The organism is Hydrogenophilus thermoluteolus, assembly GCF_003574215.1.
GTDB classification, from domain to species: Bacteria; Pseudomonadota; Gammaproteobacteria; order Burkholderiales; family Rhodocyclaceae; genus Hydrogenophilus; species Hydrogenophilus thermoluteolus.
In genome coordinates, this window is sequence record NZ_AP018558.1 from 2,036,241 (window position 1) to 2,052,214 (window position 15,974).

Here is a 15,974-nt window from a genome sequence, read left to right on the forward strand (position 1 = left end):
CCCTCAGATGAACACGACTACAAACCCAACCGTCAACTTCGCCGGAACGCTCTTCGTGGTCAGCGCACCATCCGGAGCGGGCAAAACCACCCTCGTCCACCGCCTGATCGAGTCCGACCCGCTCCTTCGCCTCTCGGTCTCCTATACCACACGCGCTCCACGCCCTGGCGAACAAAACGGCGTTCACTACCACTTCGTTTCCCCAGCGCAATTTCGCACGATGGTCGAAAACGGCGCCTTTCTCGAATGGGCCGAAGTCCACGGCAACTACTACGGAACCGCGCGCGCGTGGGTCGAGGCGGAACTCACAGCTGGCCACGACGTATTGCTGGAAATCGATTGGCAAGGCGCGCGACAGATCAAAGCGCGTTTCCCCGCCTGCGTCACGATCTTCATCCTCCCCCCCTCGTTTGCCGAACTGGAAGCGCGGCTGCGCAAACGGGCTTCGGACTCGGACGCGGTGATCGCGAAACGCCTTGCGAACGCCCATGAGGAACTTCGCCACGTCCATGAGTTCGAATATGCTATCATCAATGATTGCTTGGACGTCGCAACCCAAGAACTCATCGCGGTCGTTACCGCTGAACGGTGCCGTACCGCCAAACAGGCTGCACGGCATCGGAAACTTTTCTCGGAAATTGCCGCATTGTCCCCAACGCATTGAGGAACCCGAAGATGGCACGCATCACTGCAGACGACTGTCTCAAAAAGATCCCCAACCGCTTCGAAATGACGCTCGCCGCCGCAACGCGCGCGCGGCAGTTGAGTCTTGGCGCGGAACCGCTGATTCCGCTCAAACCCAACAGCAAAGACAAACCCACCGTGATCGCGCTGCGGGAAATCGCCGCCGGTGCGGTGGGCGCAGAGATCCTGGAAAAACGCAACACCTGATCCGCAACCGGGAAGCCGCGATGGCAGACGCACCCCCTCCCGCTGCGGCTGCCGCGCCGCCTTCCCGGCTCAGCCCTTTTCAACCACAAAACATCCCGGTCACTTACGGCGCGCTGCGCAAAACGCTCGCTACCTACCTTGACGCCGCAGCGCTTGCCCGAATCGACGATGCGGTCCATTTCGCCGCATGGGCCCATGAGGGCCAGAAGCGCGCAAGTGGCGAACCCTACGTCACCCATCCGATCGCGGTTGCCGAAATCTCGGCGCAGTGGCACATCGACGACAACGGCATCATCGCGGCGCTGCTCCACGACGTGATCGAAGATTGCGGCGTCAAGAAGCACGAAATCGCGCACCGCTACGGCACCACCGTTGCCGAACTGGTCGATGCGCTCACCAAACTCGAAAAGCTGGAATCGCAAACCGTCGAAGAGGCACAAGCGCAGAACTTTCGCAAAATGTTCCTTGCGATGGCGCGCGACGTGCGGGTGATTTTGATCAAACTCGCCGACCGCCTCCACAACATGCGCACCCTTTCGGCGCTCAAATCCCACAAACGGCGGCGCATCGCCCATGAAACCCTCGAAATCTTCGCCCCGATCGCCCACCGTTTGGGGCTGAACGCCCTCTTTCGCGAACTCCAAGACCTGGCGTTTGCCGCCGAACACCCGTGGCGGCACGCAGTGCTCGCTGCCGCGGTCGAAACGGCGCGCGGCGCCAACGCGCAACTGCTCGACGAACTGCACGATGCGGTGGCAACCGCGCTCGCCGAATGGGGCATCCATGCCGAAATCTACCGCCGCGAAAAGCACCTCTACTCGATCTACCAGAAGATGCGGCAAAAGCATCTTCCCTTCGAGCAGATCCTCGACCTTTTCGGCCTGCGCATCGTCACCACCGACGAACCAAGCTGCTACCTCGCCCTGGGCGCGATCCATCGCCACTTCAAACCGATCCCCGGCAAACTCAAAGACTACATTGCACTCCCCAAGCCGAACGGCTACCAGTCGCTCCACACCACGGTGATCGGCCCACAAGGCGTGCCGCTCGAAATCCAGATTCGCACGGTCCAGCAACACCGTTTCGCCGAACAAGGGGTCGCCGCCCATTGGCTCTACAAAAGCGCCGAACCCGCGAGCGACGCCGAACGGCAAACCCACGCGTGGCTGCAGTCGCTCCTGGAACTCCAAGCCGAAAGCGAAGCGCACGACTTCCTCGAAGCGGTGCGTATCGACCTCTACCCCAACGAAGTCTTCGTCTTTTCCCCGCGCGGCGAGATCTTTTCCCTGCCACGCGGCGCCACCGCAGTCGACTTCGCGTACGCGATCCACTCCGAAGTGGGCCACGCAGCGATCGCGTGCCGCATCAACGGTGAGCTGATGCCGCTGCGCACCGAGCTCAACAACGGCGACCGCGTCGAAATCATCACCAGCAACACCCCAAGCCCCAACCCCGCGTGGCTCAACTTCGTCCGCACCGCGCGCGCCCGCGCCGCGATCCGCCGCTTCCTGCGGCAAGAGACCCAAGAGCAGGCGGTGATCCTGGGTGAACGGCTGCTCGACCAAGCGCTGCGCCCCTACGGTCTGACCTTGGGCGCGATCTCCGCGCTCACGTGGGACCGGCTGCTGCGCCAACTCTCGGGCAAAAGCAAAAAGCAACTCCTGCAAGAGGTGGGTTTGGGGCACCGCAACGCGATCGCGCTCGCTGAACTCCTCGTTGCCGCACAGGACCACGAGAGCGGCCGCAGCGGCCTTCTGAAACCACAACCGCTCTCCCGCCTCAAAGTGGGCGAACGCGCCGACGCCTCGATCACCTTCGCCACCTGTTGCCGCCCCGTGCCCGGCGACGACATCGTCGGCATCCTGCGGCAAGGGCACGGCCTCGACATCCACCGCAGCGAATGCCCCATCGTGCGCCGCGGCGGCAAACCGCGCTGGGTCGAAGTCACATGGAGCGACACCATCCCCGAATCGCGTCACTTCCCCGCGGCGCTCACCGTCGTCGCCCGTGACGAAATCGGAATGCTTGCGCGGATCAGCGCCGCAATCGCACAGGAAGGCGGCAACATCGTCCATGTCCAGCTCGACGCGCAACCCGAAGCCACCACCCTGATCCAATTCGTGATCGACGTGCGCGACCGCGTCCATTTGGCGCGCATCATCAAACGGCTCCGCCGGGAACGGGGCCTTGTGCGCATCCAACGCCTTTTGGCAAACCATGGTGAACGCCGCTAACGCGAACCCAACCGCGGCACCTGCAGCCAGCGCTGACCCAAACCCCGCCACGGAACCCGCACCACCGCCCTTCGCGTATCACGGCCGCTTCGCCCCCTCGCCCACCGGGGCGCTCCACTTCGGCTCGCTCGTCGCGGCGCTCGCGAGCTACTGCGACGCGCGCGCGCATCAGGGATATTGGCACGTTCGGATCGACGACCTCGACACCCCTCGGGTCGTTCCGGGTGCCGCCGAAACGATCCTTCGCCAACTCGAAGCGTGCGCACTCGAATGGGACGGCCCCGTCACCTACCAGTCGCACCACCGCGACGCCTACCGCGACGCGTTCGAAACCTTACGCCAAAACGGTCGCCTCTACCCGTGCGGCTGCACGCGCAAAGACCTTGCCGACGCCCCGCGCGCCATCGACGGCAGTCGCCGCTACCCCGGCACCTGCCGCAACGGCCTTGCCCCTCAGCGCACACCCCGGGCGTGGCGCTACCGCACCACCGAAACCCTGAGCTTTTGCGACCGCATCCAAGGGCGCGTCACTGAAAACCTCCCCGAAGATCTGGGCGACTTCATCGTCTGGCGTGCCGATGGGGTTGCCGCGTACCAGCTGGCGGTCGTGGTCGACGACGCGCAGATCGGCGTCACCCACGTCGTCCGCGGCGCCGATCTCCTCGGCTCCACCTGCCGCCAGATTGCGCTCGCTCGGGCGCTGGACCTACCCGTTCCCCAGTACGCCCACGTACCGGTCGCGCTTGCAGCGAACGGCCAGAAACTCTCGAAACAGAACCTCGCGCCACCGCTCCCCTACGACGACCCCCGAACACTTGCCGCTGCGCTCGTTGCCGCGCTCACCTTTTTGCGGCAAAATCCCCCAAAGGCGCTCTGCAACGCATCCCCGAAAACCATCGTGGCATGGGCCGTTGCCCACTGGACCCCAGCCGCGATACCCGCAGTCACCACGTTGCCGGTGGCCGGTACGACCGCAGCTTCACTTGGCACATTGACCCTTTCCGGAGCCACACGATGATCCCCAACCCAAACGACGAAACGCTCAAAACGCTCCTTACGAACGCGCGCCGCATCGCAGTGGTCGGCATCTCCGACAAGCCCGACCGCGCGAGCTACCGCGTCGCACGCTATCTGCGCGACGCCGGCTACGAAATCCTCCCGATCAACCCGCGGCTAACCACCTGGGAAGGCTTGCCCGCCTACCCGACGCTCGCTGACGTGCCCGGTGCGATCGACATCATCGACGTCTTTCGCAAAGCCGAAGACGTCCCGCCAGTGGTCACCGCAGCGCTCGCCAAAGGGTGCCAAACCTTCTGGCTACAGCTTGGGATCCGCAACGACGCAGCGGTAGAACCCCTGATCGCGCGCGGCATCACCGTCGTGCAAGACCGATGCCTCAAAATCGAACATCAGCGGCTCATCACCCCGCCGAACTGACCGCAATCCGATTCACCTCCCAACCGGCAATGCGCTTTGTGCGCGGCGAAAAGGCCACCCCGACCTCGACCACTTGGGTCACGCCGGGTGCATTGCGGTACTTCGCGGCATAATCCCGGGCTCGAAGCTGAGCAAGCGCCTCCTGTGCCCCTTGCCCTTCCCCCACCTTGAATTCGAAGACCCAAACGGTACCGCCGTGCTGCACCGTCAGATCGATCCGACCCTGGTTCGTGACATCCTCGGCAACGATGGTCACGCCCAGGCTTGCCAAATGGCTGTAACAGACACTCGCGAAATAGCCCTCGTACTGCGCGATCGGGTTCTTACGATACCAATCGTGCGGTATCGCCGCAAAAAGCCGTTCGAAATGATCGCGCAGCGCGGTCGCATCACCCTTGGCCAAAATGTCGTACACAGCAAAGGTAGCCGCGTTGGCAAGCGCATTGACCTGTGGCGGCGCCCAGACGGTGAGCAACGCCTCGTTGAGCGCAGAGCGCACCTCTTGGTTAGGCAACCGCAAGCGGTAGACCACTCCCCTATGGGAAGGGATAGCCGCCTCGATCGTCAGGTAACCGCTCTGCCACAGCATCGCTTCCGGTTCGATATGATCGACATCGAACGCCGACAGCAGCTGTTCCGTGGCGAAGGTCTGTTCCAGCGCAGGGGTAAAGTAGCCGCGTGAGCGAAGCCAGTCGACCAAATACGAAGAGGTCCCCGTCTCGAACCACCAGGGCCGAAAGACACGTTCGGCAAAAAGCAGCAAGATGTCGAACGGGTTGTATACCGGCTCGCCCTCCCACGCGTACCCGTTATACCATCGGCGCACCGTTTCCCGCTCCAATGGCACACCCGCTTCTGCCGCTGCGGCGAACTCGGGCTGAAAAACGGAATCGAGATCGTGCTCCGTATAGCCACAGATCGTGGCGAACGCGCGCGACAAAGTAATGTCACGCAGATGGTTCAACCCGGAATAGAGCGAAACCTTGCTGAACTTCGAAACGCCGGTCAGCAATACGAAGCGCAGATCGGCATCACGCCCCTTCAGTACCGAGTAGAAGTTTCGCAACCCCTCGCGCATCGCCCGCGCCACCTGCGGTTCGGTGAGATTGTCGAGGATCGGCTTGTCGTACTCGTCGATCAATACCACCACCCGCTCGCCGTACCGCTCTGCCACGCGCGAAATCAGCTGTTGAAACCGGATATGGACGTCGCTTGCGCGATCCGAGATCGGCACTGCTAACCGCTCCGCGTTCTCTTCCAGGACCGCATGGATGTGTTCCTCGAGCTGCGCCCGCCGCTCCAATCGCCCCTCGGCAAACGAAACCCGAACGATCGGATGGCGCTTGCCCCAATCCCAATGGTCGGCAAGATAAAGCCGCGGGCGCGCAGCCGCTTGCGGATCAGCCCCAAGCCGCTCGGCGCGCGCTCCCCCCTCGAACAGCACACGATTTCCGGCAAAAGCTTCGGCCACGGTATCGAGGAAAAGCGACTTGCCGAAGCGGCGTGGACGAGACAGAAAATAGGCGCCGCCACTCTCGGCAAGCAGGGCAACGAGCGGGGTCTTATCCACGTAGTAGTAACCTTCGTTGCGGATCTTCGCAAAGGTCTGAATACCAATGGGAAGTTTGCGACGGCCGAGCATAGAGCACCTCCCCAAGCTGTTGCCCGATTCTACCGCACCACCTTGTCACCCCGTTTGGCCTTGCCCGCCACAACCGCACCACCTTGCCGCCCCGTTTAGGCTTGTCCACCACAACCGCTCCGCTCCCACCCGCAGCGCGCCACTTGAAAACCCATCCGCGCGCGCCTACATTGAAAACAGGCAATGCAAGCAGAAAAAGGCTGAGCGGATGGAATTTCGCGACTACTACCAAATCTTGGGTGTGCCGCGCACTGCGACCCAGGACGAGATCAAAAAAGCGTACCGCAAACTGGCGCGGCAGTACCACCCAGACGTCTCGAAGGAGCCGGATGCCGAACAGAAGATGAAAGCGATCAACGAAGCCTACGCGGTCCTTTCCGACCCGGAAAAGCGCGCCGCGTACGACCAACTGGGCGCCCACTACCAGGCCGGGCAAGAGTTCCGGCCGCCACCCGGGTGGGACGCCGGCTTCGAATTTCGCGGCGGCCCCTTCGACGCTGCCGAGATGGGCGACTTCTCCGACTTTTTCGCCGAACTCTTCGGCCGCATGGGTGCCGGACACCGAGCCCATCACCGCGCCCACACCGGAACCCAAGCGTTTCGCGGCGAAGACCACCACGCGAAGATCCTCATCGACCTGGAAGAGGCCTACCGCGGTGGCACCAAAACCGTGACCTTGCGCACTGCGGAGTTCGACGCGCACGGCCATCTCGTGGTCAAACCGCGTACGCTCGAAATCAAGATCCCCAAAGGCATCCGCGAAGGGCAGATCATCCGGCTGGCAGGCCAAGGGGGCCCTGGGATCCACGGCGGCCCGAACGGCGACCTGCTGCTCGAAGTCCATTTTCGCCCGAGCGCCGACTACCGCGTCACCGGGCGTGACGTCTACCGGAAACTGCCGCTCGCACCGTGGGAAGCAGCGCTGGGCGCGGTCGTCCCGGTGCGACTGCCCGACGGCAGCGAACTCAAAGTCCGCGTGCCGGCGGGCGCGCAGAACGGCAAGACGCTGCGCGTCAAAGGCCGCGGGATTCCCGGAAACCCGCCGGGCGACCTCTATCTGGAACTCACCGTCGTCCTTCCGCAACCTGCGAACGACGCGCAACGCGCCGCGTATGAGGCGCTTGCGAACGCCTTCCCGGAATTTGACGCAAGGAGCCACGCATGAAAGCGCCGCGCCGAATTGCGTTCGACGCGGATTTGCTGGAACAACGCGCGATGCGCAACAACCGCCGCTGACGGAAGAATAGCGCACCGAACGCCAACCGCAACGTTTAGGTAGTTCGGTACGCATGGAGCACAAAAGGCAAAAAGAAAAGGGCGCCTGCGCGCCCTTTTCATCATGATCGAACCGTTCAGCCGATGCGATCAGAACTTGTGGTTCAAGCCGACCACGAAGAGGTCTTTGTCGTCAGCCTTGGTCTTACGGTCGTTCAAGCCATCGTAGTCAACTTTCTGATAGCCAGCGTACGCGGTGGTGCGCTTGGAGAACGGATAGGTGTACGCCAAGGTGTAGGAGGCAGGTTTCCAGTCCTTAGCGCTGTTAACACCACCCCACGCTTTGGTTGCCGTCAACACATTATCCACGGTGCTTTGCGCGTAGGCGAAGTGGAGGTTGCCACCGCCCAGCGGCACGATCACACCCAGGTTCCACAACTTGGCGTCGAGATCCCGGAAATTGCCAGAATCCGACACCTTCTGATAAGAACCGACCACTTTGGCCACACCAAAGTCATACCCAGCACCGATCAACCACTCCTTCTGGTCCGGATTGGAACCCGGGCCACCCACGTTGTGGTAGATCACGCCGACATTGACCGGGCCATTGGCGTAAGCGGCCGACAAGCCATATTTGTTGTCATCGTTGACGCCGGTAACATCCGATTCAGTGTTACCCATCGAGTAGATGGCTTGCACGTTTACCGCGTCGAAGCTACCCGTGTACTTCACGGAGTTGTCCCAACGTGCTGGCGAGTTTGGCGTAATGGTCATGCCGTTCAGAACGGAAAGCGTGGATTGCGGGCTGATCGCAGAACTCAGCAATGCGTCATAATCGGCCACGAAGTACCCCGGCGCGTATTGACGACCCAGCGACACCGTACCGAAGCTGCCCTGCAGCCCGACCCACGCTTGACGGCTGAAGACGCTGTCACCGACGGACGGACTGGCCGCACCGGTATCGATTGCGTAACCTTGCTCCAGGGTAAAGACCGCTTTCAAGCCATTACCCAGATCTTCCGACCCTTTGAAACCGATACGGGAACCGGCCAGCCCGCCGCTATTGATTGACGACAGGTCTTTATTGGAAATCGACATGGTTGGCGCAAATCCAGTAATCTGCGATACAGACTTAGGAGAATTGTCTTGAATCTTGCCGTTACCATCCAGATCATAATTTACAATCTTTTCATTTGCGCCAGTCCCAACGGAAAAACCAGGCTCGCTCCCAAACCCAAAATAGGCGTCCGCCACGCCATAAATCGTCACGTTCGACTGAGCCATCGCCGGCGCAGCGACCAGCCCGGCAACTGCCAGAGCGATCAGTTTCTTTTGCATCGTGCTTCTCCTCTGCATGAGATGTTAACCCTGGGTGCGCCTGCACCCGCCAACTGAGCACCGCAAGCGCGAATGCTTGCCGCTTATTGTGACCACGATCACGCCCCAACGCAAGAGGGGCGGAACAATTGTTCCGCTCTCTGCGTACCGAGCTGTTGCATTTGCGCCACAAAAGGTTCGAGACGGTTTTTTGCGGAACTTTCCGTCCGTTTTAGCACTCGAAAGGTAAGAGTGCTAAAATGACCATCGGGTCGAGGAAGGAGGGATCACGATGCGCGAAGCCACAACGATGCTACCCCAACCGCTTGCATCTGGCGTCCACAGCACCGCGGCGCTGCCCGCGGCGTGGCAGGGGTCGCTACCCAGTCCGGTAAGCAGTTTGTCCCGCTACATTCAGGCGGTGAACCGTTTTCCCGTGCTTTCTGAAGCGGAAGAACACGAACTGGCACGCCGCTTTCATGAAACGAACGACCTGGACGCCGCGCGCAAGCTGGTGCTCGCGAACCTGCGCTACGTGGTGATGATCGCCCGGCAATATTTCGGCTACGGTTTGCCGGAAGCCGACCTCATCCAAGAGGGCAACGTGGGGCTCCTCAAAGCGGTGCGCCGCTTCGACCCGTACAAAGGGGTGCGCTTCATCACGTTTGCGGCGTACTGGATCAAAGCGGAGATCCACGACTATATCCTGCGCAACTGGCGGCTGGTGAAGATCGCGACCACCAAGGCGCAGAAAAAACTCTTCTTCAACCTGCGCAAACTCCTGGGCAGCGAACCGCTCACCCGCGCGAAAGCCGACGCGATCGCCGAAACGCTGGCGGTGAAACCGGAAGAGGTCGCAGAGATGCACGCGCGCTTTGCCGGTGGCGACGTTGCGCTGGAGGCGCCGATCGATAGCGACGAAGAGGCCGACTGGCGCGCGCCGCTCGCCTACCTGCCCGACCCCAGCGGCACGCCGGAAGAAGCGGTTGCCGAAGCGGAAGCGGAACGGTTGAGCCATGAGGGGTTGCAGCAGGCGCTCACGCAGCTCGACGAACGCAGCCGCGCGATCGTCACCCGCCGCTGGCTCACCGAAAAACCGGCAACCCTCCACGAGCTTGCTGCGGAATACGGCATCTCCGCCGAACGGGTGCGGCAGATCGAAGCGGCGGCGCTGAAAAAACTGCGGGTGTGGCTCTCGCCGCAAGCAGACGCGGTGTTATGACCGAACCCCACTCCACCCCTATCCCCAACTGCGTCGCGATCGCCGGTGTCGACCCGTCTGGCGGCGCGGGGCTCTTGGCCGACATCAAGACCTTCACCGCACTGGGCGCGTTCGGCTGCGGCGTGGTCACTGCGCTCACCGCGCAGAATACCTGCGGCGTCACTGCGATTCACACCCCGCCCCCCACCTTCCTTGCCGCGCAGCTCGACACCCTCTTCGCCGACCTCCCCGTTGCCGCGATCAAAACCGGGATGCTGGGTAACCGCGCGGTGATCGAAACGGTTGCGGCAGCGTTGCGCCGCTGGTTTCCCGACCCTGCAGCACTGCCGCCCCTTGTCGTCGACCCGGTGATGATCGCGACCAGTGGCGACCGGCTGCTCGATGCCGACGCGGTCTCCGTTTTGGTCGAACAGCTGCTGCCACTTGCGACCGTGGTAACCCCGAACCTGCCGGAAGCCGCAGCGCTCACTGGCTTACCGGAAGCGACGTCGCGCGCCGAAATGCGCCGCACCGCGGAACGGCTGCGTGCACTCCTTCCCGCCACATCCGGGCGATGGGTCGTGCTCAAAGGAGGGCATCTGCCGGGCGACGAGCTGATCGATCTGGCGTTCGATGGGGAAACGATGCTGGAATTCCGCGCCCCCCGCCAACCCTATGGTGCGCTTCACGGCACCGGTTGTACGCTTGCCGCGGCGCTCACTGCGGAACTCGGCTTTTGGTATACAGAAAAGAAAGCGGCTTCCGCACGCAGCCCCAAAGCGACCCCACTCCCCCCGATCCTTACCGCCGATGCCGCCCAAATCTGTTTTGCCGCGGCGCACCGCTACCTGCAACGCGCGATCGGTGCGTGCCCCCACATTGCTGCTGGGCGCGGCGCGCAGCCCCTTGGCCACATGCCGCTTCGCGGTCACAATTCGTAAAAACTGCCCTCACCGCGTACCACGCGCGCCACCACGTCGCGCTTCAAATGGGGCGCAAGCGTTTCGATGAACGCATAGACGAAGCCGCGCAGGTAGGCGTTGCGCAGGATCCCGATGCGGGTGACGTTCGATTCGATCAAATGGCCGAGATCCCGCTGCACCAGATCGCCATCGACAGCGGGGTCGAACGCCATCTTCGCGATGATCCCAACCCCCAGCCCCAAACGCACGTAGGTCTTGATCACGTCGGAGTCGATCGCCGTGAGCGCTACCGTTGGTTTCAGCGCCCGCCCCAAGAACGCTTTGTTGATGTGGTCGCGCCCCGTGAACGCGCCGTCGTACGTGATGAGCGGATAGTGCGCGATCGCTTCGAGCGAGAGCGGCTCGACGGTAGCGAGCGGATGCCCTTTGGGCACCACCAGCGAATGGGTCCATTGGTAGCACGGCAATTCGACCAGTTCCGGGTATTGGCTGATCGCTTCGGTGGCGATCACCAGGTCGGCATCGCCCGCCAAGACCATTTCGCACGCGTACCGGGGGCTCCCCTGATGGAGCGAAAAGCGCACTTTCGGGTAGAGGCGACGAAAGCGGTCGATCACCGGCGGTAGCACATAGCGCGCTTGGGTATGGGTGGTGGCGATCGCCAACACGCCGTCGTCGCTTTTCGCGAACTCTTCCGCAACGGTATAGAGGCTATGGACGTCGCGCAGAATCCGCTCACAGAGCGCAACCACCTGTTTGCCCGGCTCCGTCAATCCGGTGAGGCGCTTGCCGTGGCGCACGAAAATCTCGACACCCAGCTCCTCCTCGAGCGCCCGAATCTGTTTCGAAACACCAGGCTGCGAGGTAAACATCGATTCGGCGGCGTCGGAAACGTTCATGCCGTGGCGAATCACCTCGACCACATAACGCAACTGCTGTAGATTCATGTGCAGGACACCTTTCGCTGTTTCGTGCACTCTAAACAGTTCGAATCCTACCGTCAAGGGAAGCGTTATTCCATATGATGGAAAGTACGGTACAATGACGGGATCGTGATCAGCCCAAAAAAGATGAACGCCCCCCACGAGAAGCCCTCCGGAATCCAAGTCATCGACCGCCTGGTGCGCCTCCTCGATCTCCTGGCCGAACACAACGCCCCCGTTGCACTCCGGGATCTGGCCGCGCAGGTGGGGCTCCCGCCGTCCACCGTGCACCGCATCCTCAACGCAGTCGTCCCAAGCGGCCTCGTCGAACGACTCGACGGCGGCCAATATCAACTGGGGCTGCGCCTCTTGGAACTCGGCGCGAAGGTGAAAGAGCGGCTCACCGTGCGGGACGTCGCACTTCCCTATCTCCAACAGCTCCACGACGCCACGGGCGAGAGCGTGAATCTGGGGGTACGCGATGGCGACGAGATCGTCTATATCGAGCGCGCCTCGGGTGGCCGCTCGTCGGTACGCGTGGTCCATATCGTCGGCTCGCGCGCGCCGCTCCATACCACCGCCACCGGCAAGTGGTTCTTGGCCGAGATGTCGCCCTCTGAGCGCGCCGCCTATTGTGCCCGTACGGGTCTGGCGCCGCAAACCCCCCATTCGTTAACCACGCGTGCTGCACTCGAAGCCGAACTCGCCAAGTTGCCTCAGGAGGGGGTTGCGTACGACTTGGAAGAACAGGAGCTCGGCGTGCGCTGCATCGCCGCACCGATCCGCGACGAAACCGGGACACTCGTTGCCGGCATTTCGCTTTCGACCCCTGCGGAACGGTTCGACCGCGACAAAGCACCACTCGTCAAAGCCACCGCGGCAGCGATTTCGCGCGCGCTTGGGCACAAGCAGTAGCCGAACGCAACCGGCCCGTACCCACGGTCAACCGGTACGGCGACCACCCTGCTGCGCGCGGGCAGGCAACGGTTTGCCCGTTTCCAACCAATAGCGCAACCGCTTGGCGTCGGCAATGCGGGTATATTTCCCCCAGCTGTTCAAGAGGACGAAAATGGTTGGGCGCCCTTTGACCGGAGTCACCAGCGCCAGACAACGCCCCGCTTCGCGGGTATAGCCCGTCTTTTGCAGCGCAACGGGCATGGAGTCGTTGCGCACCAACGCATTGGTGGAACGAAACCGCACCAAGCCGCTTCGGGTTCGCACCACGGTTTCCTCTTGCGTCGAATAGTCGCGGATCAACGGGTGTTGGTAGGCGGCGCGCACCAAGCGCACCAGGTCGGCCATCGACGCGACGTTCTCTGGGGACAACCCCGCGGGATCGACGAAGCGGCTGTGGCGCATGCCAAGCATCTTGGCCTTCACGTTCATCGCGCGCACGAACGCCGCTTGTCCGCCAGGGTAGTGGCGCGCAAGCGCCATTGCCGCGCGGTTGTCGGAAGCCATCAGCGCCACTTTGAGCGCTTCGCTGCGGGTGAGCTGCGTTCCCGCAGACAACGGGGATCGCGTTCCCTTGATCCGGTCGTAATCGGCGTGGGTGATCGTGATCCGCTCGTCCAACGGTTGCTGGGCGTCGAGCACCACGAGCGCCGTCAAGAGCTTGGTGATCGACGCAATGGGCCGCGGCTCTTCTGGATTCCCGTGCTGCGCCAACACCGCGAGCGTCTGGGCGTCGACCGCCAGATAGGCTTCCGACCGCACCCCTGGGCCTGCGGCATGGGCGAACGACAGCCACATGCCTAAGAGGAAACCCACGGCCACACGCCGTATGACCTGCATCATCGCCATCTGCACGCATCCTCTAGCCAATCGCTGGCGAACATGATAAAACATTGGCGCTTGTCTGACAACGTGAGTAGGAAACGATGCCCTCCTGGACGCTCGCCCCACGGGTTGCGGAAATCGCCCCTTTTCATGTGATGGAACTGCTGCGCCGCGCGCACGCGCTCGAACGCGCCGGTCACGACGTGATCCACATGGAGGTGGGCGAACCGGACTTCCCCACACCGGAACCGATCGTCGCCGCAGCTGAACGGTTTCTACGATCGGGGCGTGTCCCCTACACCAATGCCGCAGGCCTTCCCGAGCTGCGCGAAGCGATCGCCCATGATTACACCGAACGGTTGGGGGCGGCGGTTACCCCAGAACAGATCGTCGTCACCGCGGGCGCGTCGGCTGCGCTGACGTTGGCCTTGGCGCTCACCACCCATCCGGGGGACGAATGGCTGCTGCCCGACCCCTCTTACCCCTGCAACCGCCATCTGATCCGCCTCTTCGAAGGGCACGCTCGGTTGCTCCCCGTGCATCCCGAAACAGCGTTCCAACCGACGCCGCAGGCCGTTGCCGAGGCTTGGACGCCGCGCACCCGTGGACTGCTTCTCGCCTCTCCCAGCAATCCCACGGGTACGATGATCACCCCCGCGCAGGCTGCCGCGCTTGCCGACGTGGTCCGTGCCCATTACGGCGTGCTGATCCTGGATGAAATCTACCAGGGGTTGACGTTTGAGAGCCCTCGCGCAACGCTCTACCAAACGGTTCCCGACGCCTTCCTCGTCAATAGCTTTTCGAAATATTTTGGCATGACCGGCTGGCGGCTCGGTTGGTTGCTGTGCCCCGACGCCGCGATCGCGCGCGAAGCGGAAAAACTCGCGCAGCACCTCTACATCGCGCCTTCTACCGTGGCGCAACACGCCGCACTCGCTGCGTTCTCGCCGGAGACGCTGGCAATTTTGGAGGCACGGCGCCAGGCGTTTGCTGAGCGCCGCGAAACGCTCCTTGCAGGGTTGGCCGCGCTTCACCTCACCCCGCCCGCGCACCCGCAAGGGGCGTTTTACGCCTACGTCGACATCGCGTCGCTTGGAGACGACGCCGACACCTGGGCCCACCGTTTCCTGGAAGAAGCGTACGTCGCGGTGACCCCGGGGCGCGATTTCGGCGAACACAACGCCCACCGCTACCTGCGCTTTGCTTACACCACCGACGCCGATCGCATCGCCGAAGCGTGCGTTCGGATCGCGCGCCTGCTCACTGTCGACTGAGCGGGAAACTTACGCCTCTCTTTCGGCGTCTTTGCTGCGCACAAAATTTCTCGGAAGTTATTGCAAACGATTCTTGTTTGTTTTATCATGGCGCGTGTCTTCAACATCACAGGAGCCCACAGCAATGCAACGCCGAACGTTTCTGACCGCACTCACCGCAGCGCTGATCGCTGCGCCCGTTTCGGCAACCGTTGCGGCCGAGACGCTTACCGTCTATACGTCGCGCAACGAACAGTTGATCCAACCGGTGTTCGATGCGTTCACCAAAGCCACTGGCATCACCGTCCGCTTTACCACGGACAAAGACGGCGCGTTGATCGAACGGCTCAAAGCCGAAGGCGAAAACACACCAGCCGACGTCTTGATCACCGTCGACGCGGGCAACTTGTGGCTTGCGAAGAGATCTGGTGTGCTGCAACCGCTTACCAGCGACGTCGTCTTGCAAAAAATTCCCGCCCATCTGCGCGATGCAGACAACCACTGGTTTGGCGTGAGCCTGCGCGCCCGCACCGTGATGCGCCACGTCGAGCGGGTCCGCGCCGACGAAATCGCGCGCTATGAGGATTTGGCCGATCCGAAATGGAAAGGGCGTTTGTGCCTGCGCACGTCGAAAAACGTCTACAACCAATCGCTCGTTGCGACGATGATCGCCGATCTGGGTGAAGCCAAAACCGAAGCGATCGTCAAAGGGTGGGTCGCGAACCTTGCCACGCTCCCCTTCCCCAACGACACGGCCGTCCTGGAAGCGATCGCGCAAGGAATCTGCGATGTCGGTATCACCAACACCTACTACCTGGGACGGTTGGTCGCCAAAGACCCACAATTCCCCGTGGTGCCGGTGTGGCCGAATCAACAGGACCGCGGCGTGCATGTCAATGTCTCAGGGGTTGGCGTGACGAAACACGCCAAACACCCGGAACTGGCGAAACGGTTCATCGAGTGGTTGGTTACCTCTGACGCGCAAAAGATCTTTGCCGAGCAGAACCACGAATACCCGGTGGTGGAAGGCACACCGGTGAGCCCCGTCGTCGCCCGCTGGGGTACTTTCCAAGCGAGCCAGACGCCGCTCAGCAAAGCGGGTGAATTGCAGCGCGCAGCGGTACAATTGATGGATCGCGCAGGCTGGCGCTAATCGGTC

General features: G+C 62.4%; 15 protein-coding genes. 11 read left to right on the forward strand and 4 right to left on the reverse strand.

What is annotated here, in order from left to right:
• The first annotated feature begins 7 nt into the window (after positions 1-7).
• From gmk to HPTL_RS09925, 5 genes are read left to right on the forward strand one after another with little or no spacing between them, the layout of a single operon-like run.
• A complete protein-coding gene (gene gmk / locus HPTL_RS09905; protein ID WP_119335828.1) occupies positions 8-664 on the forward strand; it encodes a guanylate kinase in 657 nt (218 codons plus the stop codon).
• An 11-nt stretch (positions 665-675) separates the two neighbouring features.
• A complete protein-coding gene (gene rpoZ / locus HPTL_RS09910; protein WP_119335829.1) occupies positions 676-891 on the forward strand; it encodes a DNA-directed RNA polymerase subunit omega in 216 nt (71 codons plus the stop codon).
• Positions 892-911: 20 nt separating this feature from the next.
• Positions 912-3,125: a RelA/SpoT family protein gene (locus HPTL_RS09915; protein WP_119335830.1), complete on the forward strand. Its 2,214-nt coding sequence runs from the start codon at positions 912-914 to the stop codon at positions 3,123-3,125.
• Positions 3,109-4,143 carry a tRNA glutamyl-Q(34) synthetase GluQRS gene (gene gluQRS / locus HPTL_RS09920; RefSeq protein ID WP_119335831.1) on the forward strand — a complete coding sequence of 345 codons (1,035 nt, stop codon included), beginning with the start codon at positions 3,109-3,111 and terminating at the stop codon, positions 4,141-4,143. Before HPTL_RS09915 ends, gluQRS begins: the two co-directional genes overlap by 17 nt.
• Positions 4,140-4,562, forward strand: a complete 423-nt coding sequence (locus HPTL_RS09925; RefSeq protein ID WP_119335832.1) for a CoA-binding protein — start codon at positions 4,140-4,142, stop codon at positions 4,560-4,562. The genes gluQRS and HPTL_RS09925 overlap by 4 nt, the downstream gene beginning before the upstream one ends.
• On the opposite strand, the gene HPTL_RS09930 is transcribed toward HPTL_RS09925, so the two are convergent.
• On the reverse strand, positions 4,546-6,204 hold the full coding sequence (locus tag HPTL_RS09930) for an ATP-binding protein (protein ID WP_119335833.1): 1,659 nt from the start codon (positions 6,202-6,204) through the stop codon (positions 4,546-4,548). The two genes, HPTL_RS09925 and HPTL_RS09930, sit on opposite strands and share 17 nt — an antisense overlap.
• Positions 6,205-6,412: 208 nt before the next feature.
• On the opposite strand from HPTL_RS09930, the gene HPTL_RS09935 reads away from it, so the two are divergent.
• A complete protein-coding gene (locus HPTL_RS09935) occupies positions 6,413-7,369 on the forward strand; it encodes a DnaJ C-terminal domain-containing protein (RefSeq protein WP_119335834.1) in 957 nt (318 codons plus the stop codon).
• 200 nt (positions 7,370-7,569) lie between these two features.
• Here HPTL_RS09935 and HPTL_RS09940 read toward each other — a convergent pair whose 3' ends face one another.
• The gene (locus HPTL_RS09940) at positions 7,570-8,757 is read right to left on the reverse strand and encodes a porin (RefSeq protein WP_119335835.1); all 1,188 of its coding nucleotides are present in this window, start codon (positions 8,755-8,757) and stop codon (positions 7,570-7,572) included.
• A 271-nt stretch (positions 8,758-9,028) separates the two neighbouring features.
• On the opposite strand from HPTL_RS09940, the gene rpoH reads away from it, so the two are divergent.
• Positions 9,029-9,958, forward strand: coding sequence for an RNA polymerase sigma factor RpoH (rpoH, locus tag HPTL_RS09945; protein ID WP_119335836.1), 930 nt, complete (start codon positions 9,029-9,031; stop codon positions 9,956-9,958).
• Positions 9,955-10,878, forward strand: coding sequence for a bifunctional hydroxymethylpyrimidine kinase/phosphomethylpyrimidine kinase (gene thiD, locus HPTL_RS09950; RefSeq protein WP_119335837.1), 924 nt, complete (start codon positions 9,955-9,957; stop codon positions 10,876-10,878). The genes rpoH and thiD overlap by 4 nt, the downstream gene beginning before the upstream one ends.
• Here thiD and HPTL_RS09955 read toward each other — a convergent pair.
• Entirely contained in the window at positions 10,866-11,807 is a 942-nt protein-coding gene (locus tag HPTL_RS09955; RefSeq protein ID WP_119335838.1) for a CysB family HTH-type transcriptional regulator, read from the reverse strand. The two genes, thiD and HPTL_RS09955, sit on opposite strands and share 13 nt — an antisense overlap.
• 123 nt (positions 11,808-11,930) lie before the next feature.
• Here HPTL_RS09955 and HPTL_RS09960 point away from each other — a divergent pair, with 123 nt between their 5' ends.
• On the forward strand, positions 11,931-12,698 hold the full coding sequence (locus HPTL_RS09960; RefSeq protein ID WP_179949078.1) for an IclR family transcriptional regulator: 768 nt from the start codon (positions 11,931-11,933) through the stop codon (positions 12,696-12,698).
• A 27-nt stretch (positions 12,699-12,725) separates the two neighbouring features.
• On the opposite strand, the gene HPTL_RS09965 is transcribed toward HPTL_RS09960, so the two are convergent.
• Positions 12,726-13,586, reverse strand: coding sequence for a serine hydrolase (locus tag HPTL_RS09965; protein WP_170141339.1), 861 nt, complete (start codon positions 13,584-13,586; stop codon positions 12,726-12,728).
• A gap of 77 nt (positions 13,587-13,663) precedes the next feature.
• Here HPTL_RS09965 and HPTL_RS09970 point away from each other — a divergent pair, with 77 nt between their 5' ends.
• Together HPTL_RS09970 and HPTL_RS09975 are read left to right on the forward strand one after the other, a co-directional pair.
• Positions 13,664-14,836, forward strand: coding sequence for an aminotransferase class I/II-fold pyridoxal phosphate-dependent enzyme (locus HPTL_RS09970; protein ID WP_119335841.1), 1,173 nt, complete (start codon positions 13,664-13,666; stop codon positions 14,834-14,836).
• 124 nt (positions 14,837-14,960) lie between these two features.
• Positions 14,961-15,968 (forward strand): Fe(3+) ABC transporter substrate-binding protein, encoded by a 1,008-nt coding sequence (locus HPTL_RS09975; protein ID WP_119335842.1) that lies wholly within the window; start codon positions 14,961-14,963, stop codon positions 15,966-15,968.
• Positions 15,969-15,974: the final 6 nt, after the last annotated feature.